The sequence below is a fragment of the Priestia iocasae genome, assembly GCF_016909075.1.
Classification (GTDB): domain Bacteria; phylum Bacillota; class Bacilli; order Bacillales; family Bacillaceae_H; genus Priestia; species Priestia iocasae.
This window is the reverse complement of sequence record NZ_JAFBFC010000004.1, coordinates 37,920-61,925: the sequence shown is the minus strand read 5'-3', so window position 1 is coordinate 61,925 and position 24,006 is coordinate 37,920. Positions and strand designations below refer to the sequence as shown.

Annotated in this window: 23 protein-coding genes; 9 read left to right on the top strand and 14 right to left on the bottom strand. The window is 37.5% G+C overall.

What is annotated here, in order from left to right; all coding sequences use genetic code 11:
• Positions 1–14: 14 nt before the first annotated feature.
• Positions 15–356, bottom strand: a complete 342-nt coding sequence (locus JOC83_RS11470; RefSeq protein ID WP_378912915.1) for a metal-sensitive transcriptional regulator — start codon at positions 354–356, stop codon at positions 15–17.
• A 149-nt stretch (positions 357–505) separates the two neighbouring features.
• Positions 506–829, bottom strand: coding sequence for a winged helix-turn-helix transcriptional regulator (locus tag JOC83_RS11465; RefSeq protein WP_378912913.1), 324 nt, complete (start codon positions 827–829; stop codon positions 506–508).
• A gap of 207 nt (positions 830–1,036) precedes the next feature.
• Here JOC83_RS11465 and JOC83_RS11460 point away from each other — a divergent pair, with 207 nt between their 5' ends.
• Positions 1,037–1,540 carry a lactoylglutathione lyase family protein gene (locus JOC83_RS11460; protein ID WP_205187361.1) on the top strand — a complete coding sequence of 168 codons (504 nt, stop codon included), beginning with the start codon at positions 1,037–1,039 and terminating at the stop codon, positions 1,538–1,540.
• Between the two features lie 129 nt (positions 1,541–1,669).
• On the opposite strand, the gene JOC83_RS11455 is transcribed toward JOC83_RS11460, so the two are convergent.
• Together JOC83_RS11455 and JOC83_RS11450 are read right to left on the bottom strand one after the other, a co-directional pair.
• On the bottom strand, positions 1,670–2,470 hold the full coding sequence (locus tag JOC83_RS11455) for an AAC(3) family N-acetyltransferase (protein WP_205187360.1): 801 nt from the start codon (positions 2,468–2,470) through the stop codon (positions 1,670–1,672).
• 65 nt (positions 2,471–2,535) lie between these two features.
• Positions 2,536–3,141 (bottom strand): TetR/AcrR family transcriptional regulator, encoded by a 606-nt coding sequence (locus tag JOC83_RS11450; RefSeq protein WP_205187359.1) that lies wholly within the window; start codon positions 3,139–3,141, stop codon positions 2,536–2,538.
• A gap of 166 nt (positions 3,142–3,307) precedes the next feature.
• On the opposite strand from JOC83_RS11450, the gene JOC83_RS11445 reads away from it, so the two are divergent.
• Entirely contained in the window at positions 3,308–4,486 is a 1,179-nt protein-coding gene (locus JOC83_RS11445) for a YhgE/Pip domain-containing protein (RefSeq protein ID WP_205187358.1), read from the top strand.
• A 99-nt stretch (positions 4,487–4,585) separates the two neighbouring features.
• On the opposite strand, the gene JOC83_RS11440 is transcribed toward JOC83_RS11445, so the two are convergent.
• The 6 genes from JOC83_RS11440 to JOC83_RS11415 all read right to left on the bottom strand — a co-directional run bounded on the left by JOC83_RS11440 (position 4,586) and on the right by JOC83_RS11415 (position 12,570).
• Complete coding sequence (locus tag JOC83_RS11440; protein WP_205187357.1) at positions 4,586–6,268, bottom strand: M20/M25/M40 family metallo-hydrolase; 1,683 nt, start codon at positions 6,266–6,268, stop codon at positions 4,586–4,588.
• 33 nt (positions 6,269–6,301) lie between these two features.
• Positions 6,302–8,329, bottom strand: a complete 2,028-nt coding sequence (locus JOC83_RS20265; protein WP_205187356.1) for a sigma 54-interacting transcriptional regulator — start codon at positions 8,327–8,329, stop codon at positions 6,302–6,304.
• A gap of 73 nt (positions 8,330–8,402) precedes the next feature.
• Positions 8,403–9,590, bottom strand: a complete 1,188-nt coding sequence (gene iadA, locus JOC83_RS11430; RefSeq protein ID WP_239583494.1) for a beta-aspartyl-peptidase — start codon at positions 9,588–9,590, stop codon at positions 8,403–8,405.
• Between the two features lie 17 nt (positions 9,591–9,607).
• Positions 9,608–11,059 (bottom strand): Na+/H+ antiporter NhaC, encoded by a 1,452-nt coding sequence (nhaC, locus tag JOC83_RS11425; protein WP_205187351.1) that lies wholly within the window; start codon positions 11,057–11,059, stop codon positions 9,608–9,610.
• A 289-nt stretch (positions 11,060–11,348) separates the two neighbouring features.
• The gene (locus JOC83_RS11420) at positions 11,349–11,585 is read right to left on the bottom strand and encodes a hypothetical protein (protein WP_205187350.1); all 237 of its coding nucleotides are present in this window, start codon (positions 11,583–11,585) and stop codon (positions 11,349–11,351) included.
• Positions 11,586–11,667: 82 nt separating this feature from the next.
• Positions 11,668–12,570 (bottom strand): extracellular catalytic domain type 1 short-chain-length polyhydroxyalkanoate depolymerase, encoded by a 903-nt coding sequence (locus JOC83_RS11415; protein WP_239583493.1) that lies wholly within the window; start codon positions 12,568–12,570, stop codon positions 11,668–11,670.
• A 242-nt stretch (positions 12,571–12,812) separates the two neighbouring features.
• On the opposite strand from JOC83_RS11415, the gene JOC83_RS11410 reads away from it, so the two are divergent.
• From JOC83_RS11410 to JOC83_RS11395, 4 genes are all read left to right on the top strand, one after another.
• Positions 12,813–13,622, top strand: coding sequence for a MerR family transcriptional regulator (locus tag JOC83_RS11410; RefSeq protein ID WP_205187349.1), 810 nt, complete (start codon positions 12,813–12,815; stop codon positions 13,620–13,622).
• Positions 13,623–13,695: 73 nt separating this feature from the next.
• Complete coding sequence (locus JOC83_RS11405; protein WP_205187348.1) at positions 13,696–15,069, top strand: MATE family efflux transporter; 1,374 nt, start codon at positions 13,696–13,698, stop codon at positions 15,067–15,069.
• Between the two features lie 178 nt (positions 15,070–15,247).
• Positions 15,248–16,804: an RQC-minor-2 family DNA-binding protein gene (locus tag JOC83_RS11400; RefSeq protein WP_205187346.1), complete on the top strand. Its 1,557-nt coding sequence runs from the start codon at positions 15,248–15,250 to the stop codon at positions 16,802–16,804.
• Between the two features lie 285 nt (positions 16,805–17,089).
• Positions 17,090–17,857 carry an SDR family oxidoreductase gene (locus JOC83_RS11395; RefSeq protein ID WP_205187344.1) on the top strand — a complete coding sequence of 256 codons (768 nt, stop codon included), beginning with the start codon at positions 17,090–17,092 and terminating at the stop codon, positions 17,855–17,857.
• A gap of 244 nt (positions 17,858–18,101) precedes the next feature.
• Here JOC83_RS11395 and JOC83_RS11390 read toward each other — a convergent pair whose 3' ends face one another.
• From JOC83_RS11390 to JOC83_RS11375, 4 genes are all read right to left on the bottom strand, one after another.
• The gene (locus JOC83_RS11390) at positions 18,102–18,491 is read right to left on the bottom strand and encodes a sporulation protein (protein ID WP_239583492.1); all 390 of its coding nucleotides are present in this window, start codon (positions 18,489–18,491) and stop codon (positions 18,102–18,104) included.
• Between the two features lie 29 nt (positions 18,492–18,520).
• Positions 18,521–18,679: an FbpB family small basic protein gene (locus JOC83_RS11385; protein WP_205187343.1), complete on the bottom strand. Its 159-nt coding sequence runs from the start codon at positions 18,677–18,679 to the stop codon at positions 18,521–18,523.
• Between the two features lie 295 nt (positions 18,680–18,974).
• The gene (locus JOC83_RS11380; RefSeq protein ID WP_205187342.1) at positions 18,975–19,952 is read right to left on the bottom strand and encodes an AAA family ATPase; all 978 of its coding nucleotides are present in this window, start codon (positions 19,950–19,952) and stop codon (positions 18,975–18,977) included.
• Between the two features lie 18 nt (positions 19,953–19,970).
• Positions 19,971–21,032, bottom strand: a complete 1,062-nt coding sequence (locus tag JOC83_RS11375) for an RNA ligase (RefSeq protein ID WP_205187341.1) — start codon at positions 21,030–21,032, stop codon at positions 19,971–19,973.
• 317 nt (positions 21,033–21,349) lie between these two features.
• Between JOC83_RS11375 and JOC83_RS11370 the strand changes: the two genes are divergently transcribed.
• The 3 genes from JOC83_RS11370 (at position 21,350) to JOC83_RS11360 (ending at position 24,006) form a co-directional block, all read left to right on the top strand.
• A complete protein-coding gene (locus JOC83_RS11370) occupies positions 21,350–21,658 on the top strand; it encodes a PadR family transcriptional regulator (RefSeq protein ID WP_205187340.1) in 309 nt (102 codons plus the stop codon).
• 17 nt (positions 21,659–21,675) lie between these two features.
• A complete protein-coding gene (locus tag JOC83_RS11365) occupies positions 21,676–22,869 on the top strand; it encodes a chromate transporter (RefSeq protein ID WP_205187339.1) in 1,194 nt (397 codons plus the stop codon).
• Positions 22,870–22,998: 129 nt separating this feature from the next.
• On the top strand, positions 22,999–24,006 hold the full coding sequence (locus JOC83_RS11360) for a DUF3231 family protein (RefSeq protein WP_205187338.1): 1,008 nt from the start codon (positions 22,999–23,001) through the stop codon (positions 24,004–24,006).

The following is a 24,006-nucleotide window of genomic DNA, read 5'->3' as shown; positions in this document are numbered from 1 at the left end:
TTACTCATCTCCTTTTACTTTTTCATTAACTTTTGAAACGTCACGAGTAATTCATCTAATACTTCCGTATCTCCTTCTTGAAGACGATCAACAACACAACCTTTTAAATGTCCTTCAAGTAAAATACGTGCTACACTATTTAAAGCTGATTGCGTGGCAGCGATTTGTGTAATTACATCATCGCAATACGTATCCTTTTCAATCATGCCTTTAATACCACGAATTTGGCCTTCTACTCGGTTCAAACGTGACACTAAGTTCTTTTTTACTTTTTCTGAATGGTGACTCTTTCTACCGCTTTCTGATGAGCAACAAACATCCTCTTCCATCTGTGGCTCAACATTCTCTGGATTCATTGACATCACATCAACTCCTTAACACAAACATACTATACCCCCATATAGTATGTAAAGTACTTTGCTTTGTTTCTTTTATTTTCACTCTAAAAGTTCTGAATAGTAAATTTACATAGATTTCATTTTATCTTTGTAGGTAGAGACTTACATTAATCATGATCTCGCTCAATTCGCTCGACACCCCAATGACACATTTGATCTAAAATTTGTCGAAGCGTCTCTCCTTCTTCTGTTAGTGAGTATTCTACTCGTGGCGGTACTTCATCATATTCCTCTCGATGAATAATATTATGCCCTTCTAATTCACGAAGCTGCTGGGTTAGCATCTTTTTTGTAATATCGGGTATTAATTTTCGCAGCTCACCAAATCGCTTTTTTCCTTCTTTTAAATGACAAAGAATCACCACTTTCCACTTGCCGCCGATGACTTCTAAAGTTGCTTCAACAGGAACATTATATTGTTTTGTAGCCATTGTTTTATCCTCCATTGTTTTATCCTCCATTGTTTTATCCTCCATTGTTTTATCCTCCATTTTTTTAAACATTTCTCTTATTTTTATATACATAAATGTAAAAGATAAAAAAGAATTAGCCAAGTGGTTACTCAAAAGTGCCTACTTAACAAGCACTTCTTTTTGCTTTTATAATAACATTGTCAACAAAACAAGGAGGTTTTATTTATGAGTAAACAAGCAGTATATCCACGTTCATTTTCTCATATCGGGATTTCAGTTCCTGATATTGAAAAAGCCGTTCAATTTTATACAGAAGTATTAGGATGGTATGTTGTGATGGAGCCATCAGAAGTAAAAGAAGATGACAGTGCAATTGGTGTGATGTGCACAGACGTTTTCGGACCAGGATGGGGAAGCTTTAAAATTGCTCACCTTTCTACAGTAGATAAAGTTGGAATCGAGCTTTTTGAATTCCCAAATAGTGAACAGCCTGAAAATAACTTTGAGTATTGGAAAACAGGTGTATTCCACTTCGCCGTTCAAGACCCTGATATTGAAGGTCTTGCAAAGAAAATCGTTGAACACGGTGGAAAACAACGCATGCCTATTCGTGAATACTATCCAGGTGAAAAACCATTTAAAATGGTGTATTGCGAAGATCCTTTTGGTGTGCTAATTGAAATTTATACACACAGCTATGACTTAACGTATTCTGCAGGGGCTTATTAACTAGAAAAGAATGCTTTTATGTAACACCCCTTGCCACTAAATCTATCCCTTTATACGAATAAATTTAGTGGCAAGGAATATTGCAAGCTGTGACAAATAGGGTGCGTTTTTCCCCTTTTGTCACAGCTTCTATTTATCATAACGAGTTAGCCATTTTTCAGCATATCGTACCGCTTCTGAAAAAGAAAATAAGTACGTACGCGCAGAACCGACTTTTCCCACTTTCATATCTCCTACTTGTAAAAAATCTGCTCCAATATCTTCAAACAACTCTTCTCGAAATGAAAGCTCACGATATGTTTTCCATACACGTTTGCCGTTTTCAATAATGGGTGCTTCTTTTTGCACTTCTGTTCGATAAGGAATACGGTACTCCGCTAAATGAAAAGCAGTCGTGTTCTCAAAAGAAGCTCCAAGTAACAACACAAATGCCTCTAGCTTATCTAATACGCCCAAAGGAGATTGTTCACCTAACCCAAAATGTAGAGAGTGATGATTAATAATGGCATTCTTCTCTTTTCCCCACGCAACAAACGAATACGCCGGATGATCACTGCGAACAACACCTGGATACGTACGAAACGTCTCCACGACTCTGCCCATTCCTATTGTTGGTGTATAGTGTTTATCATAAGCAGGCATTGTATCGCGAATCGTCCCCCACCATGATTCAGGTACAGGAGGGTTACCCCATTCACTTGGATCTGATAAATTTGTGGACTGCGATGGCATCACAATTGTTCCTTCTTCTGTCACAACATCCGTTAAAGCTTCAATGACTGCCACCGATCCGCCGTTCACCCATCCAATTGATGATAAAGACGTATGAACAAGAACCGTCATCCCCTTTTTAAGGCCGATGTTTATAAAATCCTCTCGAAGGGACTCGCGTGTACGTGGAAAATCGGTGGTTTCAACAATGTGTTTCATTCCTCTATCTCCCCTGTTTAAATAGTAGTACTATTCAAACAATATCACAACACACACTCTCTGTCCTACTTTTTTCGTATTCCAGCGGCAAAACCTGGTCCGAAAAAAGTAATCGTCGCCAGTGTTAGAGCCATTTCTTTCGGAGGTTGCTTCATCTCTTCTGCTAGCCATTGCTGAATAACACCAAGATGAGCAGAGGTTACATAGGCCATTAAATAATCAAGCGGTACACGACTATCAATGTTAGCAACTGAGCCAAGCTTCCTAAGAAAGTTCTGCTTCATAAATTCTTTTAATTTCACTTGAAAAGCCGGGTTTCCATTTGGGCCTAGCAACAGCTTCATAAACCTGCTGTTTTCTTGAATGTATTCAAATAGCTTTACGATAAATGGTAATGGTTCGCCGCGCAAATTTGCCTGAACAATATCTTCAGTAGTCGTTTCTTTTATAAACTCATGTATCTCTGCTAAAAGCTCATCTTCGCTTTGCTCAAGTAAGTCAAACTTGTCACGGTAATGCAAATAAAAGGTACCACGATTGATGTCTGCTTTTTCCGTTAAATCTCGCACTGTAACAGCTTCAAATCCTTTTTCTTCCATTAAATCTGTTAGCGCATCGCGAATCATTCGTTTCGTTCGAACAATTCGACGATCTATTTTTTCATTTGTCATCTTATACGCCCCTTTTATTAAACACTATTTGTAGATTTGTTCAGTATCCAACATTCTTTCTATGATTGATTATTGTACATCTGTTACTAATCATTATAATTTACATTGTGAGCAATAATCAACATACTGTTCATTACATGTCCGACAATCCAAAGGAGGATTTCAATTGAAGTTACTTCAAAACAAACTAACTATTTTGTCACCATTCATTGTGTTAGCCGTGGTGCTCATCTTTGCTCTTACGCTAGCACCGTCAATTCAACCAAAGCCAACCGATTTACCGATTGCTTTTGTTAATGAAGATGAAGGGGTCACACTTCCTAATGGTCAAACAATGAACATGGGAGAAAAACTTGCACAAATGATTCAACAAGAACAAGAAAACGAATTACCAATTAAGTGGGCGACTGTAAAAAATGAAGAAAGTGTTAGAAAAGGATTAGACAATCAATCCTACTATGCAGCTCTCGTTATCCCAAAGGATTTTAGTGAAAAACAAGCATCACTTCAAATATCTAATCCGATGCCAGCTAGTGTACACATTATAGTTAACCAAGGAATGAACACAATGGCGTCCACCATGGCAGGTCAAGTTTTGAACAGTGTCGTAGATAAGATGGATGAAACGATTCAAGCGCAACTTCTTCAAGGCTTTGAGCAACAAGGTAGAATCATAACCACTACGCAAGCAAAAGTACTCGCTTCACCTATTACAAAAGTTGTAACAAACGTGAATGAAACCGGTACGAATACAATGAACGGAAATGCACCGGTTGCCCTATTTCAGCCAATTTGGATGGCAAGTATCGCTGGATCTGTACTACTCTTTTTCTCAATAAAGAAGCTTTCATGGACAACTCGACGTGATGCTTTAATCGCTCGACTTGCACAAACATTTATGGGCGCTGTTCTCGCTTTATTCGCTGGATTCGGATTAACGTCCATTATCGATTTACTAGGTGTAAACATCCCTTCTTTCGTTGATACGGCTCTCTTCTTATCCGTTGCTTCCTTTAGCTTTTTTCTGATGATTTCAGCTGTGCTCTCATGGATGGGGATTCGTGGTATTCCACTGTTCGTACTTATTCTCTTTTTCGGAGCACCCTTACTGTCTATGGCACCGGAATTTATGTCACCGTTTTACAAAGATTGGGTATATTCATGGTTACCGATGCGCTTTATGGTAGAAGGACTACGTGAGCTTTTCTTCTTTCATCAAGCAGTGAACTGGAATGGTTCAATGGTCATGTTAGTTAGTATTGCAGCAGGAAGTTTTATCATTTTAGTAAGCTCTGTTTTAAAACCTGGAACAACTGTTCAGCAATCTGCTAAAACATCTGCATAATGAAAAAAGAGTGTCTCAAAAAAGGGAGATTCCGCCCTTTTGAGACACTCTTCTAAACATCAAACAGTCAATCAAAACTTTTAGTAAGGCTCTTGTTGCTCAACCCGTCTCACTTGTTCGCCCCTCAATGTCCCCTAACATCGCAATGGATGTCTCGCGGATTAATCGAGGTAAGACGTCAAAGGAATACGGCTTGTAAACACGCTCTGTCCATTTATGTCCGTCTTTTCCATATACGCCCATGTTAACAGATGGAATATTTAGCTCTCTCATCTCTCGAATCGGCAGTGGAAAGATGCTACTCATTTCTGGAAAGTTTTCGATAAGCGATGCAATTTCCTCATCTGTTTCATGAATAGATAAAAAGCTTCCATCTGCTAAATAAGGGAAAAAGCGTTTTAATTCAAATTGCTCTCCTGTTTCTTGTGCGATAAACTTCATGGATTCTTTCACAATACGAGCTAAGTTCCAATCACGCTCATGATGTTCATTCAAATAATTGTGCGGAAGATAAGGAGGTGCATAAAAGATAATGACTCTTGGCTTTTTATCTGGATCTAACTGTTGCAGTGCCTCAACCATTTTAAATGAAAGTTCTCTCACTTCTAGCCCTTCATTTTCTAAAATGACTTCTTTCATTACGTTGTCTACATCGATGCCTTTCTGTGTAAGCTCCTCAATAAATTCTGCCAAGCTTGTTACCTCCACGCTCCACGAATAACGTTTTGGTGGTAAACCTGTCCGTTTACTAAATTCTTGATAATTAGAAGCTAAGTTTGCTTCGACTTCCTGACAAGCAACGACTGCTACTTGTTTCAACTTTTCCATGACTTCTTTAGCAGTGGATTCATAAATAAAGTAATTAAAATATAAAAAGCTTCTTTTAGCTGTTTGTACATTATAAACATCTTTTTCATCTTTTTGATAAAGACAAGACGGCGGAAGGATAAGTTCTCCAGGAATATTTTCAGCTAACTCAATATTGTTATTGATTCTACGGTTAATTTCGGATGAAATGTAAGTGGGATCAATGCCCGATAGCGTATCTCCAACATGTGTTTCTCGTCCATAAATATAGAAGCTTGGCAGTAACTTCCCTGCTGCTCCAGTATAAATATATCGCTTTGTATCTCCATCATATAACGGTGTAATAAAATCTGTATTAATGGCGACAATATAATCTAGCTGTTTCTCTACTTGAAGTCGTTTTAATTCCGTTAACGATGCAATAACCCCTTTATGCTGACTTTCTTCATCCGGATTCGCCATAAACAATAAATTTCCAGGAAGTTGACCGATATTTTGCGTAAAATGCAATACATTTACTAAATGAACAGCAATCCCACTTTGCATATCAACAGACCCTCTACCAAATAACCAGTCTCCAGAATGAGCATCTTGTTTTACATCTTGATCATACTCATATTGTTTGAAATAGGCTTCTAACGCGTCTGAGTCAAATGCATAAGGCTGTAGACTACCAAAATCTTGAACACCTACTGTGTCAATATGTGCGTGGTACACAACTGTTTTTTCAGAAGATGAAAAGCCCTTCACAAACGCAAACACATTCTTTCTACCAATAGAATCATTAGGGACCAACTGCTCCCATACATACGAAGGGTTTTTCTGGAAATAAGGAAATGTGAGCAGCGTCTCTTTGATAAAATTAGCAAGTTCGACTTCTCCTTTGGTTCCATTAATACTATTTATTTCAATTAATTTACGCGTAACCGTTTCAATTTGAGCGGCCATCGTCATATCTTTTATTTGTTCATACATGTTTGTTCACCTGCTTGTCTGTAAAATGTGGGATTATGTTACGAACACCTTCTTTAATTCTGCTTTCCCCTCTTCCGTTATTACACAGCCTCTTACTCCTTTGTTTACTTCAATCAATTGTTTTTCTCTTAGCTGTTCAAGAATTCTCTTCACTTTGCCTTCTCCTACTTTTATCCCCCTATTTAAAAGCTCCTGGACAATTTTACGACGCCCAATTCCGAATGTTTCGTCAATAACGAGTAGAACTTCCTTTTCTTCAGAGCAAGTCTTCTGTTTCACATGCTCTTTCTTCATTAAATTTCCTTCCTTTAAGATATAAGAAGGTAAGTCAACTAGTGCAATCTTTTTTCTTGGCGCTTTTACATTCACCATATATTCGACAACGTTTACTAACTCTCGAACATTTCCTGGCCATGGATGAGAAAGAAAAAAATCGATGGTTTTGTTTTCCATGTATTCATGCACATGATAAATCTCTTCTCCGGAAAGGTGTGTTAAATAGTATTGCATGAGTGGTAAAATATCTTCCTGACGCTTTCTGAGTGGCACGGTATCAAGCGGAAGAACATTTAGTCGATAATATAAATCTTCTCGGAACGAACCTTCCCTCACTTTTTCTTCCAAATTCAAATTTGTTGCAGCGATAATACGCACATCGATCGGGACTTGTTCATTTCCACCAACGCGGCGAACCACTCCTTCTTGCAGCACTCTAAGTAGCTTTACTTGCAAATCTAACGGTGCGTCGCCAATTTCGTCCATAAAAATTGTGCCTTTGTGCGCCTCCTCAAATAACCCACGCTTTCCTCCTTTTTTTGCTCCAGTAAACGCTCCTTCTTCATAGCCAAATAATTCACTTTCTAAAATAGAAGAAGATAAAGCGGCAAAATTAACTGCCACAAACGGTAAATGGGACCGTGATGATTCATTGTGTATAGCTTGCGCCAATAATTCTTTTCCAGTTCCGCTTTCACCTTGAATGAGAATAGTAGAATCACGCCTTGCCATTTTTTTAGCAAGCTCCACCATTTGGATCATTTGATGATTACGTGAATAAAGATGTGAAAAACTGTAGCGAGCTACAAACTTTTGATGATTGATCTTTGTTCGAACGACTTCATCCAGCTGCTTGAGTGTGTCATAGTTTTCAAACTCCATTAAATAGCAAAGAATGTCTCCTTCTTTTTTCACTGGATCCACCGAGACAATATATGTATGGTCATTTAAAACAGCGACGGTGTCTTCATGCTCTTGAGCTAGCTGCAAATCAAACTCTGAATCTATTAATTTCAATACATTATTTCCTAATAGTGACTGTCCTTCAAAAATCCAATTCATTTTTTCATTTGTGTACGTAATACGCCCATCTTTATCGCAAAATAACAGCGCTTTCGGAAATTTATCAAAGATTGTAGACAGTAATAGATTTGAATCATCTAGCTTTTGATTTAGCTTCCATAAATGTCTCGTTAACTCAATTACATCTCTAACAAACTCTGAAGATGCAAGAACCCCTGAGTCTTGCAGTAAACCAAATTCAAACATAATTTCGGTAATCGTTGTAATATCGACTTGACGATTTCCGATATCAATAACGTGCTCCATTCCTTTTGGAGTTAGATGTGCTTCTCCTGGTGTTACTGCCACGTTGCATTCTACAAAAGAGTCAATGCCTGGATAATACGGAAAAAAGTTTAGCGATTGAAAGCCATGACTTTTCAGCTGTTCAATCGCTTCAAAGCAACTTTCCTCCGTATCATTGACTAATAATACATTGGTTTGCTCTTTTAATGAGAAAACTTGATTGATTTTTTCATAACTCAATGCTCGCCTTGCAATCATAACTTTTTTTGCACCTTGAATGTGCTTTGAACTATACTGAAAGACGATATCGCCTGTAATCAACACAACTTGATCATCAAACTGTTCATGAAGTCCCTTTTCAATGGAGTATCCTCTAATTTTCACTTGATTTCCAATGTATCGTTTCACTTGCTCGAGCACACTATGAAGCGTATTCTCTCCTAGTGAAATGACGATTAACTCGTTCACCTTTTCCACTCTTTTCACCTTCCAAAAATACGGTTCTATTTCCTATTATGAGAGAGGTAATGAAGAAGTGTCAATGACTCTCTTAGATGAGAGATTGAACGACCATTGAATGTTCAAATGTTCCTTTTCGAAGGAGTTGACCATTTTGCATAAATGCCGTTCCATTAATAAAAACATCACGAATAGCAAACTCGCTATCTAAAAGAACGAGATCGGCATACGCCTTTTCGTGAAGTTGACCTCGATTTGGATATAAACCTAATCCCTTAGCCGGGTTAACGGTAAAAGGTAAGAGGGCTTTTTCTAAAGGTAGTCCTTCTTGATGAACGAGTTCTTTTAACGTCTCTATATTCGGTTCGAATCCAGCTACACCTAGCCCCGTTAATTGTCCTTCTTCATTGAAAACTGGTAAACTTCCATTTGCATCAGAGCTGACTGTAATCTTGTTCAAATCCACACCGCGCTCAAGCAAATAGGAGATCGCTTTCGCTGGTGTATATACTTCGTTTTCTTTTACGAGATTTATGTTAGATGTTACATCAATTAAACCGCCTCTTTTTGCAAACTCTACAGATGCCTCTAACAACCGTTCATTTCGGTTGATATGCGTTGGGCTAAATAACTGAATCGGTAAATCCGTCTCTTCTAAAACTTGATAAATGGATTCATATAAGCCTTTTCCATTTCCCATGTGTAAATGAATAAACCCTGGCTTTTTAGCAAGCATAGATGCTACTCTCACATGTGCCGCCATTCGTTTTAACTCTTCCGTTGTTACATAAGAAGAGCGATGATCTTCAATCGCTAACTTTAAGCCTAGCACTTCATCAATAAATAAAATATCATCTCTTATTTCACCTGTAATGGTGGTCGGTGGATAACCATATCCTCCCGTTAATGCATACGCATTCATTCCTTCTTCTTTTAGAGATTTTGCTTTCGCTAACAAGCTTTTTGCACTTCTTGCTAAATCATTTGTCCCTAGTAATCCAACAACAGTTGTAATACCATTTTGCACGAGGGAGCTTAACTGTACTTCAGGTGTACTCGTTGAAAAGCCACCTTCCCCACCGCCACCTGTAATGTGAACATGACGATCAATGAGCCCTGGTACACAATACGTGTTACGACCGTCCACAATTGAAACGTCAACACCGGTGATCGTAATATCATCATCTATTTTGACGATACGCTCACCCGTTAATAGCACATCTTTTTTCCCTATATAGGTTGGTGCATATAGCTCGGTTTGCTTAATAAGTGTAAACATCATACCCCTCCTACTGTTTAAAGCTTCATGTCTGCTTCTTGCTTCTCCGCATGTTTTGTTAACGAACCATTGATTTTTTCGATTGAAAAGCCTGTATAACCAAAAATAATCGCAAAGATAAATCCGACGTAACACATCACTGCCCATGGCAAGTATTCAAGAACCGGTACCCCTAATGTACTCGACATGTACACTCCTGCCATTGACCAAGGTACAATTGGTACAACAACCGTTCCAGAATCTTCTAATGTTCGAGATAAGTTTTTCGGATGAAGCCCTCGCTCTTCATATACCTTTTTAAATAGCTCGCCTGGAATGAGAATAGATAAGTATGAGCTTCCTGTTGTAACCGCCATCGTGATGCATGATAAAACCGTTGCTAGTACAAGGCTTCCTGTTGTTTTAGCTTTTTCATTGATTTTTCCTAATACGACTTCTAAGCAACCAATTTTACTTATAATTCCTGCAAATGCAAAAGCACAAAACGCAATAAGTGTTGTCCCCATCATCGCATTCATACCACCACGATTCAATAATCGCTGTACATCTTCTGATATTGTTGTAGGATCAAGTCCAGCACTCGCTGCCATGCTTACGTTAAATCCTTGTACCGTTGAGATAAACGCATTTTCAAGAGAAATTCCTTGAAGAAACACAGCTAATAAAATAGCGGTGATACACGAGATCAACATAACTGGAATCGTCGGATACTTTAAAATAGATCCTGCAAGTACAATAATGACCGGAATGAGAAGAAGCACATGCCAATCAAACATAGTCGTTAATGTCGACATCATTATCTCTAACTTTTCTGGATTAGAAGCTGAGCCTTCCTGTGCTATGTTTCCTGCAAAAAAGTACACAATCATTCCGACTACCGCAGCCGGTACAGATGTATAAAGCATATGCTTAATATGTTCATATAGATTGCTTCCTGCGGCTGCTGGCGCTAAGTTTGTTGTATCTGATAATGGAGACAACTTATCCCCAAAATAAGCACCTGCAACAACCGCTCCTGCCGTAATGGGTAGTGAAACCCCTTGTGCAATCGCAATGCCCATAACTGCCACCCCAATTGTACCTGCTGAGCCCCACGATGTACCTGTAAATGTTGAAATAATAGCCGTTACGATAAAGGCTGTAATGATTAAATAGCTTGGTTCAATTAGCTTAATGCCATAGTAGATCATCATTGGAATGGTTCCAGATGCCATCCATGTTCCAATCAAAATTCCAACCGTAATTAAAATTAAAATAGCTGGCATCGCTTTTGTCGTTTTCTCAACAATACCATTCTGCATCTCTTCCCAACTTACCCCTAATTGTTTTCCGATTATCGCTGCAACAATTGCTGCAATGATGAGAAGTGGTTCAGCCTTTAAGTGAAATACTCCATATCCGATCCCCAATAATAAAAGCATCGCTATAATTGGAGTAATGGCTTGTAAAAAGCTTGGTTTTCGTTTCATGCTCGTTCCCCCTCTTTTTAATAAAGCGTGTTCTCTTTTTTAACATGCAAATACCGTGCCAACTTTTCTTCAGGTAGCGATCATACTCACTTTTTCTACTCGTTTCAGCCGTTAACCCTGTGCATCTTTCTACAGAAGTGAAAATATTCAGGTTTTTATCACTATTTCTTCTACCTTTTATCCCATTAATTGACCATTCGTATCCCGTTTTTGTCCCATTACACGTTTAACTCTTGCTAAAATAAAAAATAGGATGCGTCAAGTGGGGCTCTTTTGACACATCCTATTTTTAAAACAAGTGAGAATAGCTTAAATAAAACATCGAAACCGCAATCACTGGAAATAAATAGCGATACACTTTATTACGATCATTTGGAAAAAACGTGCGTATTGTAAAATAAACGCCTAGTACCAAATAAATAAAATAAAAATACGGGTCTCTACCTAAAAAAACAGATAGTAAACCAATGATTATAACAATAGCTCCAATTACATTTTCAACTATACGTGACTGTAAAATAACCATTCCTCCTACAATTATGTTCACAAACCTACATGTTATTTTACTATTAATGCTTCATTATCGTAAGAAAAATGATAAAGATCAATCAATCATGTATTTTGTCAAAAAACTCCCACATCATGCGACTTGCATCAATACCTGTTGGATCTGTATATGTACCTTCTTCTTTTCCACCTGACCAGGCATGCCCCATCTCTTCGATGATATATTTTTCCAGTAGAACAGTTCCATCTTCACTCTTATATTTGTACGCTGTGTAGTTTTTCCCGAAAGGTACTTCTCCATGAATTATTTCAACTTCTTTATCATGAATCCATCCGTCTATTTTTCCATTTTCAACTAAGTCATTTGTTGTTGCCCACTGTGTAATCACTTGGTCACTATTAATAGGTGCCACGACTGTATCTGAACTACCTTGAAAGATAATAATCGGCATCGCTTTTTTAAATTCTCCCATTGCTTCATAAGCCTTTATCCCCTGCGCGACGGGATCTGGGCCACCTTTCATCATGGCGGCAAGCGCTTGTGTAACACTTGTCGCTGCCTTGTATTCTAAGCCAGCTCCCACTCCTATGCCTGAAAACACATCTGGATATGTTACACCTAATACAATGCTCATCGCTCCTCCTGCTGAAAGGCCAGCTACGTAGACACGATTTTCGTCAATTGCGTACACTCTCTTTACTTCTTTTACCATTCCAGCAATAAGCGCTGGCTCTCCTACTCCCCGCTTTTGGTGATGTTTATCAAACCAGTTCCAGCATTTATTTGGATTAGCAGATAAATGCTGTTCTGGATACAATACAATAAACTGATTCTCTTCTGCGACAACATTCATATTTGTTCCTGTCGCAAAATCGTCTGCATTTTGTGTACATCCGTGAAGCATGACCATAAGCGGCAACTTCTTGTCTCTTTCATAATTGCTAGGTACGTAAAGCATGTACTTTTTGCCTTCATACATATGTACAGTAAATGAGTCACTCAAGTGTTTCCACACACCTTTCTCGCCTCGCTTTTTGCTAGACTGTCATACAACTATTTATGAATACGTTCGGCATCAAGTCCCAAAATATGCTAATATCCCCCATCCTTATAATACGAGTTATACCCTTTAAATTCCTTCATTAAATGAAAAGCTTTACAAAATAACTTTCATCATTCGCATTCTTTCTTTGGAATCATGGTACACTTTGTACGTAAAAGAATGTATAAAAGGTTGGGGTCTTCATGAAACGTTATTTTAAAATTGGGGAAATGGCTAAAATGTTTTCTATCTCACAAGCTACTTTACGGTATTATGATGAGATTAATTTATTTAAACCAAATTATAAAAATCATGACAATCAATATCGCTACTACTCCATTGAACAATTTGTTGTCTTAGATACGATTCGCTTTTTACGAAGAATTGGCTTTAGCGTAAAAGATATTCAAGCTCATATGAGTGACAGAACAACTTATCATACAAGACAGCTATTTAAAATGAAATTAACGACATTACAACAAGAAATAAAAGAACTACAACGAGCAGAAAGAAAGCTACAGCAAAAAATTAGTGTTATTGAAGAGGGTGAACACTACTATCATGCAAATGAAGTCGTGTTTAAACAATTTGATAAGCGTCCCATTACCATCATTTATAGAGAAAAGGAGTTTGACCTTAGCTTCCTTGATTTATACATCCGTGAGCTTGGTCGAACATTACCAGCAGAGCACCCTGGGTTTTTTACCGGTGATATTGGTATGCTGGTTGCAAAAGAACATCTCCTAGCAAACAATATTCAATATTCAGGTGTTTTTTCTCTTTTAGAAGATGAAACGGCACCCACTGTTTTTTTACCAGAAGGGACGTATGCATGCCTCGCTCATATCGGTCCATATGAATCTCTTCCTGAAACATACGAAAAATTATTTAAGGTGATTGATCAAGCTGGCAAAAAAATTGTCGGTGATGGATTTGAAATTAGCATGATTGATGAAACAGCTGTAGGTAATGCTGAACATTATGTCACTTCTGTTCAAATTTTAGTTGAATAATATTCTTTTCTTGACCTTCATGTAACATGAAGGTTTATGATATGAGCAGAATCAGATTTCAGGAGGATGTTTTATGAGTGACTCTAACATACAACACCAATCAGTGCGTACTACCTTTTTTCGTTATTTAATTCCTACACTTATTGGAATGATGCTTATGTCTATTAATGTGGTCATTGATGGCATTTTCGTCGGAAACGGCATTGGTTCGGTTGCCCTTGCAGCGGTTAATTTAACGACACCTATCTTCTCCATTATTATTTCCCTTTCACTCCTAATTGGGATTGGTGGTGGGGCTTTGTTTTCAATGGAAATGGGACGTGAAAATTCAGAAAAAGCAAAACAAATTTTCACTCATTCTTTTGTACTTGTGCTGCTAATTGTCAGCCTTGTTTCAATTACTGGCCTTCTATTCCAAGACTCTCTAGCTCAACTACTTGGGGCTAATGCTGATACCATGCCATATGTAAAAGATTATATGAATGTGCTACTTCTATTTGGCCTTTTTATGGCACTTGAAAATGTACTAAGTGTCTTTGTGCGAAATGATGGAAATCCAAACTTAGCCATGATTTCACTCGTTGTTACATCAATTGTGAATATTATCTTAAATTATTTCATGATTTTTGTATTCGATTTAGGTGTTAAAGGAGCAGCGCTTGCTACAATTATCGCAGCCTTTATTGGCTTACTTGTTCTTGCTACACATTTTTTCCGTAAACAATCGACTCTTGCTTTTGTATCTTTTTCATTTGATAAAAAGCTTGCAAAGCAAACGGCCTCCATTGGGTTTCCAAGCTTTTTATCCGAAATGGGTATGATTGTTTTCGTGTTAGGTTACAATCTTGCCATGGGGTATTATATGGGTACTCTTGGCCTATCGGCATTTTCAATCGTGAACTACTTACATGCCTTTATGTTTTTAGCTTTCATTGGCATCGGTTCATCCATTCAGCCTCTTATTAGCTATTATCACGGGGCAAAGGAAAAAGATCGAATTCAACAAACGATTTCCATCGCTGAGAAAACATCGTTTGTGCTAGGTGCCTTTTTTATTATAATCGGATTTATTTTTACTACTTCGCTCGTTTCTCTTTTCGGAGATCATTCAGTAAAGCTGTCAGCTCTTGCATCAGAAGGAATTCATCTGTTCTTTATTGGATATTTATTTACAGGCGTAAATTTCGTCTACATGACGTACTATCAGTCGATTGGCGAAGCTCGCCCGTCCATTTGGATGACAATCGTGCGTGGCATTGTATTGCCTGTGTTAGCTCTTCTTATTTTACCGATATTCCTTGGTGTAAAAGGCATTTGGCTTGCGGTTCCTGTTTCTGAATTTCTAATGTCTCTGTTTGTTATGACGATCGTCCGCAAACGTGTCGCTGAGCAGAATAAGAATTTGAACTCAAAATCAAGCTCTACTTATCTTATAAGTGATAAATAAGAAAGAGATAATAAAGGGGATGTTTCAAATGAGGTGCTTTTTGCTCCTTTTGGAACGTCCCTTTTTTCTTTTTGAATACGTTCATCACACGGGTATTGCCAACGGTAGCAGCACATTCAAATTTTGTTCTTTCGTACAGGAGGCGTACAATACGAAGTACATGAAAGGAGTCTCTGTAATGGCAGTACCGAAAAAACTTTTAATTGACATTGAATCTTATCCATCGCTTACCTTTCTTCCGCTCGGTCGTAAAAATAAGTCCGTTCGTTCTCTAGCGAATGACCATACAAAAGGTGTATTAACTCGATTAAATAAAGCTGTTGAAGTAGCATTGTCCGAGTATGTCGAAGATGATATTCAATTACTTCAAGCTTTTTTATATGATGAAACAAAAGGTGGCCTTCCTGTTCCTATTACAAAACAAGAAGAAGTGTATCCATATCTTTGGAAAGCAGATGCCTTTTTATGGCGCACTTTTAGTGAACAAAAAGGAATTCCTATTCATTCAAATGAATTTTATACAAATTCCTTCGTTACCATGACAAAAGAACAGCTTGAAACGTATATAAAACAAGTGATAAAAAGCTATATGTTTTGTGCACGCATCCATGATACAACACGACGAGATTGGCTTGGTCATGTTAATAAGCGATTTCACGAACACCCAATTGTAGCTCTTTATCATAAAAACAGAGATGACATTGTAGCGATTGAGGCAGCAAAAACATCCCCACTTCTATTTTTAATGAAAAATCCCGATCAAATCGCTTTTTGGCGTAGTCGCATTGAGATTATTATGCGACCCTTTCGATCGATGTCACTCAATGTGTTTGAGCAGGGATTATTTGCTTGCCCTCACGAAATGACAATTGATCTTAATGAAAATGAAGAAACAATGCGCATACTTTGTGATAAGTGTGGGGTTGAAATGACTTATCATGTAGCTGATGATATTGTTACATTAAAAGACGATTATAACGTTATACTTACGAGTAAACGACTTCATACAACAAGAAGACAATTCACAGATATAATGAAAGATAACCCTCATGTTGTTGATAAGCTTTATTTGCTTCAAGAATGGAAACAGATTTTAGCGAAACAACAGCCGTTACTCACTCAACTCAAAGACATCTACAGTGAGATAAATGACTATATGATCCATTCACGCTCAACGATGGACGATCCTTTTTTACATTTTCTTTTTAAAGTTAAGCGCAGCTCGATTCCCGATTGGCCTAGTGAATCTATGTCATTACCTTGGTTTGCTGAATGGCACCTTGATGACATATCGATGATGAATGAGCTGTACACGTTTAATGTTTATCTACAAGAAGAAAAATTGATTAAGAAGTTACATGAATCGGTGAAAGAAGCGACAGATACACTTGAAGAAACAAAACAAGCATTCTTCACCAACTCTTTAAAAGTCGGGCGCATAGATTTCTCTCCTGTTGACTTGCATTCTCTTCTGCAACTCGTGAAAGAAATCGGAGCAACCGAAACACAACAAACGTATATCGCTATTTTAAGCGGCCAACTCTCAAGCACCCTTCGCCGTAAACAATATGACCAGTTAACCGCTTATAGTATGCTGAAGCAAATGAAACAGAAATACTTGCTGAACTTGTTTTCACAACTACAAGAATGGCAGCTAATCCAAAAAGAACGAGTTGGATTCTCACTCACCACTAAAGGACAGCGTACTTTGCAGCTTTTAGCACATCATGAGTAAATTTCTATTGATTATCCAAATTATGGTTTGGTATAGTGAAAGTGGAGATGTCATGGAAGGGGAATCTAGATTCTACATGTGGAATACTTTGTAATGGTTCATTAAGTTGATACTACCTACTTGTACAAACACGGGATAGGTATGTCCATTTATACCATACAAAGGAACGCATGGTTCATGTTATTAAAGACCAAGCGGATACTTTTTGCGGTATCCGCTTTTTTGTGTCAATTACATCTCTATACATGTACAATGATCGCTCCTTTATTTAGGAGGAATTTATAGATGACGAATCAAAAAATCGCTGTTATTACGGGCGCAAGTCGTTCAAAAGGTATTGGAACAGCAATTTGTAGAGAGTTAGCAAAAAGCGGCATTCACATTTTCTTTACACATTTATCTCACTATGACGAAGCTACAGGCTATGAAGATGCTGCTTCATACTGGCCTCACACACTATGCAAAGAACTGCGACAATATGGAGTAGAAGCTGAACATATGGAACTTGATTTAACACACCCTAACGCTCCTGCCCTTCTTTTAGATGAAGTAGAAAGAACACTAGGAATCCCATTCATTTTAATCAATAATGCGACTCATTGTGTGGAAGTTGGATATGAGCAGCTAACGACAAAAATCATGCAAGACCATTGTGCAGTGAATGTAACAGGAACATGTATGCTGACGGTGGAATTTGCAAAACGAGTACAGTCTAATGGTGGTCGAATTGTCAACTTTGTGTCAGGTCAAGATAAAAGCCCAGAACCTGGTAACTTAGCGTACATTACAACAAAGGGTGCCATTTCTGCTTTTACACGTTCACTCGCTGTTGAATTAGCTCGTCACCATATTACTGTCAATGCTGTTGATCCTGGTCCGACTGATTCTGGATGGATGACTAATGAGATTCAATCTTTTCTTAAACCAAAGTTTCCAATGGGACGAATTGGCTTACCAGAAGATGCTGCTCGTCTTGTCGCCTTTCTAGTCAGTGATGAAGCCAAATGGATTACCGGTCAAATCATTCATTCCGACGGTGGATTTTGGGATTGATAACAAAAAAACGCTATCTCTACATTAACTAAAATTAAAAAAATTCTTTCATAGTATCTATAGCCCTTATCCATCTATCTACTGATTTTACTGAAGTTTAGAGATAAGGGCTTTTAACTATTCAATCTTTCCCTTCAAAACTACCTTTTAATACTAAAGTATTTACAAGAGTTTTCTAGTGTTATCTTCATATCAAAGCAGCATCTTCCATAAGAGAAAGACGTTTCGGCCTCTTCATTCTCTTCTATTTAGCAATTCGAATGAGGTCCATATCCTTACTCTCTATACCCTTTGAAAATGTCAGTTTTGTTTTAAATTGATAAGAAAATTCCTTTGTTGAAGGTTCCATTACAGACGGTAGCTGAAAGGTAAATGAAAGCTTGCTACATTGTTCTGGATAAATATAAGTCGATGTCAAAATGCTTGTTGTATCAATAATTTCTTCCGCTCCTGTATGATGATTTACTTTAACTAAATCGCAATCGATACGTTTAATATGCTGTTCAACAGTCCCTCCTTTAATATCAAAATGACCATAAATCGTTTCACCTGTTTTATATGTTGTTTTTGGTAATAGTAAGTCAATTCGTGCAGATCCAACCCCTAAAAGGGACATGTATTTTCTTAAAATCAATGTACATCCTCCTGTTAAAATTTAATGAATTAATGACTTGAATACTTATGCTTCTTGTTGTCGTTATATGTTTCAGTTAAGTAAATATATTTTTCATCTATTCTTCTTTCAATTTGTTCTAGCTTCTTTTTATCTAGTAATATCGCTTCTTTATTCTCTTTGACTAATTGTAAAAAATTCTTTTTCATCTTCTCGTTTCCCCTCTCATCAAATTGTATCTGGTTCACTTCCTAATCATTTGATGAAGAATAAAGAAAAAAGACCTTCACCATCTATGGTAAAGGTCTAAACATAGAAAAGACCTTTACCCAATTAGGTAAAGGTCTGGCTAACAACTTGACGTTGCCAGTAACGCCGAGAGTGTAATCACTCTGAAATGACGACATTACTGTAAAAGCTACTCCCCTTTAGGGAACCGATTCAACTGTATATCTGAATTCTATGACAATTCTACTTATTTGTCAACAAAAATCTTAAAAACGATTATTTAGCCTGCATATCAGCTTCATGAAGGAGCATTAACTTTTGAAAAAGAGATGATCCAATTAACCATTCCACTTCTTTCAGCTTCTTCTCACTTGCTTGCGTCGGCACCATATGAAATTGAACGAGCGTTACCACATCTTTTATAAACGCCTCATCATAGCCTAAAGCAAACAACCAATACGCAGCGAGTTGCGCCGATACATGCTCATGGCCAATGAAATTGGCATACCTTGTCTTCTCGCCTTTATAATTGCAAAACGATTTACAAAATGCCTTCCCAAGGTCATGAAAAAGCGCTGTCCACAACAGTATCATATCTTCATTTTTAGTATCTTCTTTCACCTTTTCATATACATAATACGTGTGACGACTAACAGAAAAGCTATGATAAGACGAATCTTGTGGCAAGTCATAAATACCTTGAAAGTCAGGAATAATCCGAGCTAGTTCTGTGAAAAGAGTATCGTGATCTACCTCTCCTAACATAAGTTTTTCTAAAATGTTTCGTGAATCTACTACACTTGTAAAAGTAGGTGTTGTGAATCGAATTTTGTGCCATCCTTCGTTTAAAACAGGGACTTGAAGTGATTTATACATTCGCTCAATGACAAATTCTCCTACTTTTCGATTTCTCTGTGCATTTCGTACTTTTGTTGTAGAAATATGTTCATTTACATAATAGGCAATCTTTTCGTTTGCTTTAATCACATGTTGAATGAGATGTCTACGCTTTTTACGCCCCACATTTGTTGCATCATAAATTACGTTTTCCCCATTTCCGATTAAGTGATTGGCTCGCTTGTTCATCGTCTCAAAAATCAGGTTATTGTCTTCTTGATGATCCATCTTTTGAAATAGTTCCTCTCGAATGGCATCAGACGAAAGAATAATCGCATTGTGGACTTCCGCTAATGTCACCGCAAATGTCGATTTCCCGCTTCCTGGTAAGCCTATAAGCATGATAAATGTGCCCACACTAGTCATTCCTTTTCGTTAAATTGAAACAAACTCTCCATATCGCCTATAAATATGTTCACGTAAATCATTGTCACTCAATTTGTTATCATACGCTTTAAAAAGTAAATAGCGAATGTCTTTTGGAACTTCTGACACTACATAGGTCGCAACATCTTTTCGATTATTTGCTGTTTCATTTGCTTTTCTTAACCAAGATACAATTGTTTCATTCAGCTTTTGAAGTTCAATGTTTAAAACCGCTTGAAACTGCTCTAACTCTTCCCGAAATTCTTCTGGCATTTTAATTAGCAGTGCTTCCATGTTGTTGTTTTTCCAATGTTCCGCTTTCATTTTAGAAGATAATCCATACGCTATTTTATGAATATCTAAGTAGTGATCACCTTTTACTTTTAAGCGCTTTCCATTTGGCCACCTTAATACCCAACCTTCACTGTTATGGGTTATTTCACTCTTTAACTTTACCGCCTCTTCAATCGTTAACTTCACTTGTTCGGTAACTGTCATTCCAAGCTTTTTACCAAGTAGTAAAAGCTCTTCATACGAATAATCATATCCTGTAAACCGATGAATAGCACCAATAATAACTAAGTCCGATAATCCATTGTAATTCACCACTACTTTCGTACGGGGATCGATAATTTCAACAAGTAAAGTTAATTCATCTGGTATTTGAACAGTAGCATATTTGCTTTCCCAAATATGCTGTGCGACTTTTGCTTGCTCTGACTCAAATGACCCTCGGGTTGCCCAATGAATTTTTCCATTTACTTTGTAACTAATTCCTAACGAACCGTCGTGTTTCACTGTAAATTCAGGAACTTCATGAAACGGAATACCCTCTTCATACTCAGGTAATTCACCATAATTAAAAAACTTCGGAAATGGCCTTGCTACAATTTCTCCTGTCTTTTCATTAAGAATTAATCCTCTACATGCAAGGGTTACATCATTCCAACGCTTCTCATAGGTCACGTGCTCGGTATAATTTAAGATTACAACGTCCGTGTGAAGAGGATGTATTCGTCTTGTTATGTACTTTTGTTCCACTTCAGACATATATACATCTTTTTCAAACATTTCGTTCTCTCCTTTACAAAGTTTCTTTTCATCTTACATTTCTGTCTATTGTATCATTCTTTTACTTTCTATAACTTTCTTTACACGATGAATAATTGAACTATTTTATAGCAAAAGATAGATTCTTATCTACAGCATTTTATAATCGATACAAAAAAGGCTAAAAACAAGCATAGTAATTCGGCATTTTCCTAATTATTAAACTTATGTAAAGATACATCTTAACTCTTGAATATAGAAATTAATCAATGTTACAATTGCTATGTTTTTCGATATCGGAATCCGAAATCGATTATCGAAATTAGGAGGTGGCCACCTTGGAAGATAAAGTATTACGAAAGTTATTTTTAGGTTTTATCCAAATTCACATTTTGCATCATGCTAAAGAGCACCCTGTATTTGGCTCATGGATGCTTGAAGAACTTCAAGAGCATGGCTACAACATTAGTCCCGGCACACTTTATCCTATTTTTCATTCCATGGAGAAAGATGGACTATTGACCCGTGAAGATAAAAATGTAGATGGAAAAATAAGGAAATATTATTCCACTACTAAAAAAGGTAGCCTTGTACTCGTTGAAGCTCGCAACAAAGCGTATGAATTATTCAAAGAAATTAAAGATTAAGTAGAAAGGAGTTTATTATGGCTGAAAAAAACACGAAGACAGACTTTCGCTCGTTACTAGAAATCTTATTTATCTCAACACGTCTTGGACTCACCTCCTTTGGTGGTCCGGTCGCTCACTTAGGTTATTTTCATGAAGAATATGTTCGCAGACGTAAATGGCTCGATGAAAAAAGCTATGCTGATTTAGTTGCTTTATGTCAATTTTTGCCTGGGCCAGCTAGTAGCCAGGTTGGCATAGGTGTTGGTGTAATACGCGGAGGGATAATAGGAGGCATTCTAGCATTTATCGGTTTTACATTACCATCGGTCATCGCACTCATCATCTTCGCTCTAATACTCCAAGGATTAAACGCTGGAGAAGTAGGTTGGATTCAAGGATTAAAAATTGTAGCCGTTGCAGTCGTAGCGCACGCCATTCTTGGTATGGCTCAAAAATTAGCACCAGATTTACAACGAAAGGCCATTGTATTATTCGCTTTAGTTGTCACGCTATTATTGCAAACTGCTTTTACACAAGTTGGGGTTATTTTATTATCAGGTATCATTGGGTACTTGATTTACAGGAATCAAACAAATATGGATGATTCACGCTTATCGTTTCCTATTTCTCGTACATTTGGACTTGCTTGTTTAGCTTTATTTTTTGGTTTACTTGTCTTACTTCCTATCTTACGAGAGTTGACATCATCAGAGTGGATTGCGATGTTCGATAGCTTTTATCGTTCAGGATCGCTAGTATTTGGTGGTGGACACGTTGTTCTTCCGCTATTAGAACGTGAATTTGTGCCAACAGGCTGGCTAAGTGATGAAGCATTTTTAGCAGGTTATGGGGCGGCTCAAGCTGTTCCTGGTCCATTATTTACATTTGCCGCTTATATTGGCGCTGTCATCAATGGATGGCAAGGTGGATTACTAGCAACCGCTGCAATCTTCTTACCTGCATTCTTACTCATCCTTGGAACACTACCATTTTGGGATTCACTTCGTCGTAATCCTAAAGTTCAAGGTGCATTAATGGGTGTAAATGCAGCGGTTGTTGGCATTTTAATCTCTGCTTTCTATCATCCCATTTGGACGAGCTCCATTCTAGCACCCATTGATTTTGCATTTGCGGCAATTTTGTTTAGTATGCTCGTCTATTGGAAACTGCCACCTTGGGTCATCGTATTAACTGGTGCAATTGGCGGTACTTTATTAACTTTTATTTAACATAGTATCTAAAAAGCTGATTTTACTGAATCAGCTTTTTTATTATGGATTTTATCCATCTCTTCCTCATGCATATCTTGTTCACAAACTATTTATACTATCATTATTAAAAAATAAGAGGTGTATGAGTTGAATACAGATGGACGCATCGTTACATTAACATCAGGAGAAGTTGGCTCATTATGGTCTGGCTATATTGGGGAAACCCTTTTATCTTGCGTAATGAAAAGCTTTCTTCACAATGTAGAAGATCGTGATGCAAAAAAAATATTACAGCTTAATAACGAATATATCCAAAAACGCATTCAAACTTATCAACATCTTTTTGAAGCAGAAGGTATGAAAACACCTCAAGGATTTAACGATTCCGATGTCTTTCTAGATGCACCAAGAATGTTTTCTGATAAGTTTTATTTGTTCTACTTAAAAGAAATGAGCCGAGCATCTATGATTAACTACTCAAACGGATTATTTGCTTCACACAGACGAGATATTCGGATGTTTCTTCTACAAAACATAAATGAGTATGCAAACGTATTTAACAGTGCCATGGAAGCTCTTTTAGAAAAAGGCATTGTTATTCGGACACCTAGCATTCCAATTCCTACTCAAGTTCAATTTGTTGACAGCAAGGACTTCTTAGGCAAACTCCGAGGACCTAAACGCCCTATTTCTGCTCAAGAAATTAAGGAAATATACATAAATTTAGATACGAATATGCTTGGAAAATCTATTATGATTGCTTTTAGCCAAGCTGCAACTTCAAATGATTTACGTGAATACTTAGTACGTGGCCGTAAAATTGCTCACAATCACATTGAATTATTTATCAATATGCTAACAGATGAAGACTTGCCTTCTCCACAGCTTTGGGACCCGGAGGTAACGGAATCACGCATAGCGCCTTTTTCAGAAAAGCTTATGCACTATCATACAGGGCTTGCCGCTGCCAGTGGTTTAGCCAATTATGGAACAGCAGTGTCACAAATTGCAAGAAAAGATATTTCTTTAGCTTTCGCTCGCCTTATTGTAGAAACAGCCAAGTTTTCCCTTGACGGAGCCAATCTAAGCATAAGAAAAGGTTGGCTTGAACAACCACCTCTTGCAGCTAACCGTGATAAGTTATCGAATGATTAA

Excerpts from the sequence above, each read along its gene's own strand:
- JOC83_RS11420 (WP_205187350.1), bottom strand. The coding sequence starts at position 11,585 with ATGGTTATTTTACAGTCACGTATAGTTGAAAATGTAATTGGAGCTATT.
- JOC83_RS11375 (WP_205187341.1), bottom strand. The coding sequence starts at position 21,032 with ATGTTTGAAAAAGATGTATATATGTCTGAAGTGGAACAAAAGTACATA.
- iadA (WP_239583494.1), bottom strand. The coding sequence starts at position 9,590 with ATGTTTACACTTATTAAGCAAACCGAGCTATATGCACCAACCTATATA.
- JOC83_RS11410 (WP_205187349.1), top strand. The coding sequence starts at position 12,813 with ATGAAACGTTATTTTAAAATTGGGGAAATGGCTAAAATGTTTTCTATC.
- JOC83_RS11365 (WP_205187339.1), top strand. The coding sequence starts at position 21,676 with ATGGCTGAAAAAAACACGAAGACAGACTTTCGCTCGTTACTAGAAATC.
- JOC83_RS11455 (WP_205187360.1), bottom strand. The coding sequence starts at position 2,470 with ATGAAACACATTGTTGAAACCACCGATTTTCCACGTACACGCGAGTCC.
- JOC83_RS11400 (WP_205187346.1), top strand. The coding sequence starts at position 15,248 with ATGGCAGTACCGAAAAAACTTTTAATTGACATTGAATCTTATCCATCG.
- JOC83_RS11405 (WP_205187348.1), top strand. The coding sequence starts at position 13,696 with ATGAGTGACTCTAACATACAACACCAATCAGTGCGTACTACCTTTTTT.
- JOC83_RS11460 (WP_205187361.1), top strand. The coding sequence starts at position 1,037 with ATGAGTAAACAAGCAGTATATCCACGTTCATTTTCTCATATCGGGATT.
- nhaC (WP_205187351.1), bottom strand. The coding sequence starts at position 11,059 with ATGAAACGAAAACCAAGCTTTTTACAAGCCATTACTCCAATTATAGCG.
- JOC83_RS11385 (WP_205187343.1), bottom strand. The coding sequence starts at position 18,679 with ATGAAAAAGAATTTTTTACAATTAGTCAAAGAGAATAAAGAAGCGATA.
- JOC83_RS11450 (WP_205187359.1), bottom strand. The coding sequence starts at position 3,141 with ATGACAAATGAAAAAATAGATCGTCGAATTGTTCGAACGAAACGAATG.
- JOC83_RS11465 (WP_378912913.1), bottom strand. The coding sequence starts at position 829 with ATGGCTACAAAACAATATAATGTTCCTGTTGAAGCAACTTTAGAAGTC.
- JOC83_RS11395 (WP_205187344.1), top strand. The coding sequence starts at position 17,090 with ATGACGAATCAAAAAATCGCTGTTATTACGGGCGCAAGTCGTTCAAAA.
- JOC83_RS11440 (WP_205187357.1), bottom strand. The coding sequence starts at position 6,268 with ATGTATGAACAAATAAAAGATATGACGATGGCCGCTCAAATTGAAACG.
- JOC83_RS11470 (WP_378912915.1), bottom strand. The coding sequence starts at position 356 with ATGAATCCAGAGAATGTTGAGCCACAGATGGAAGAGGATGTTTGTTGC.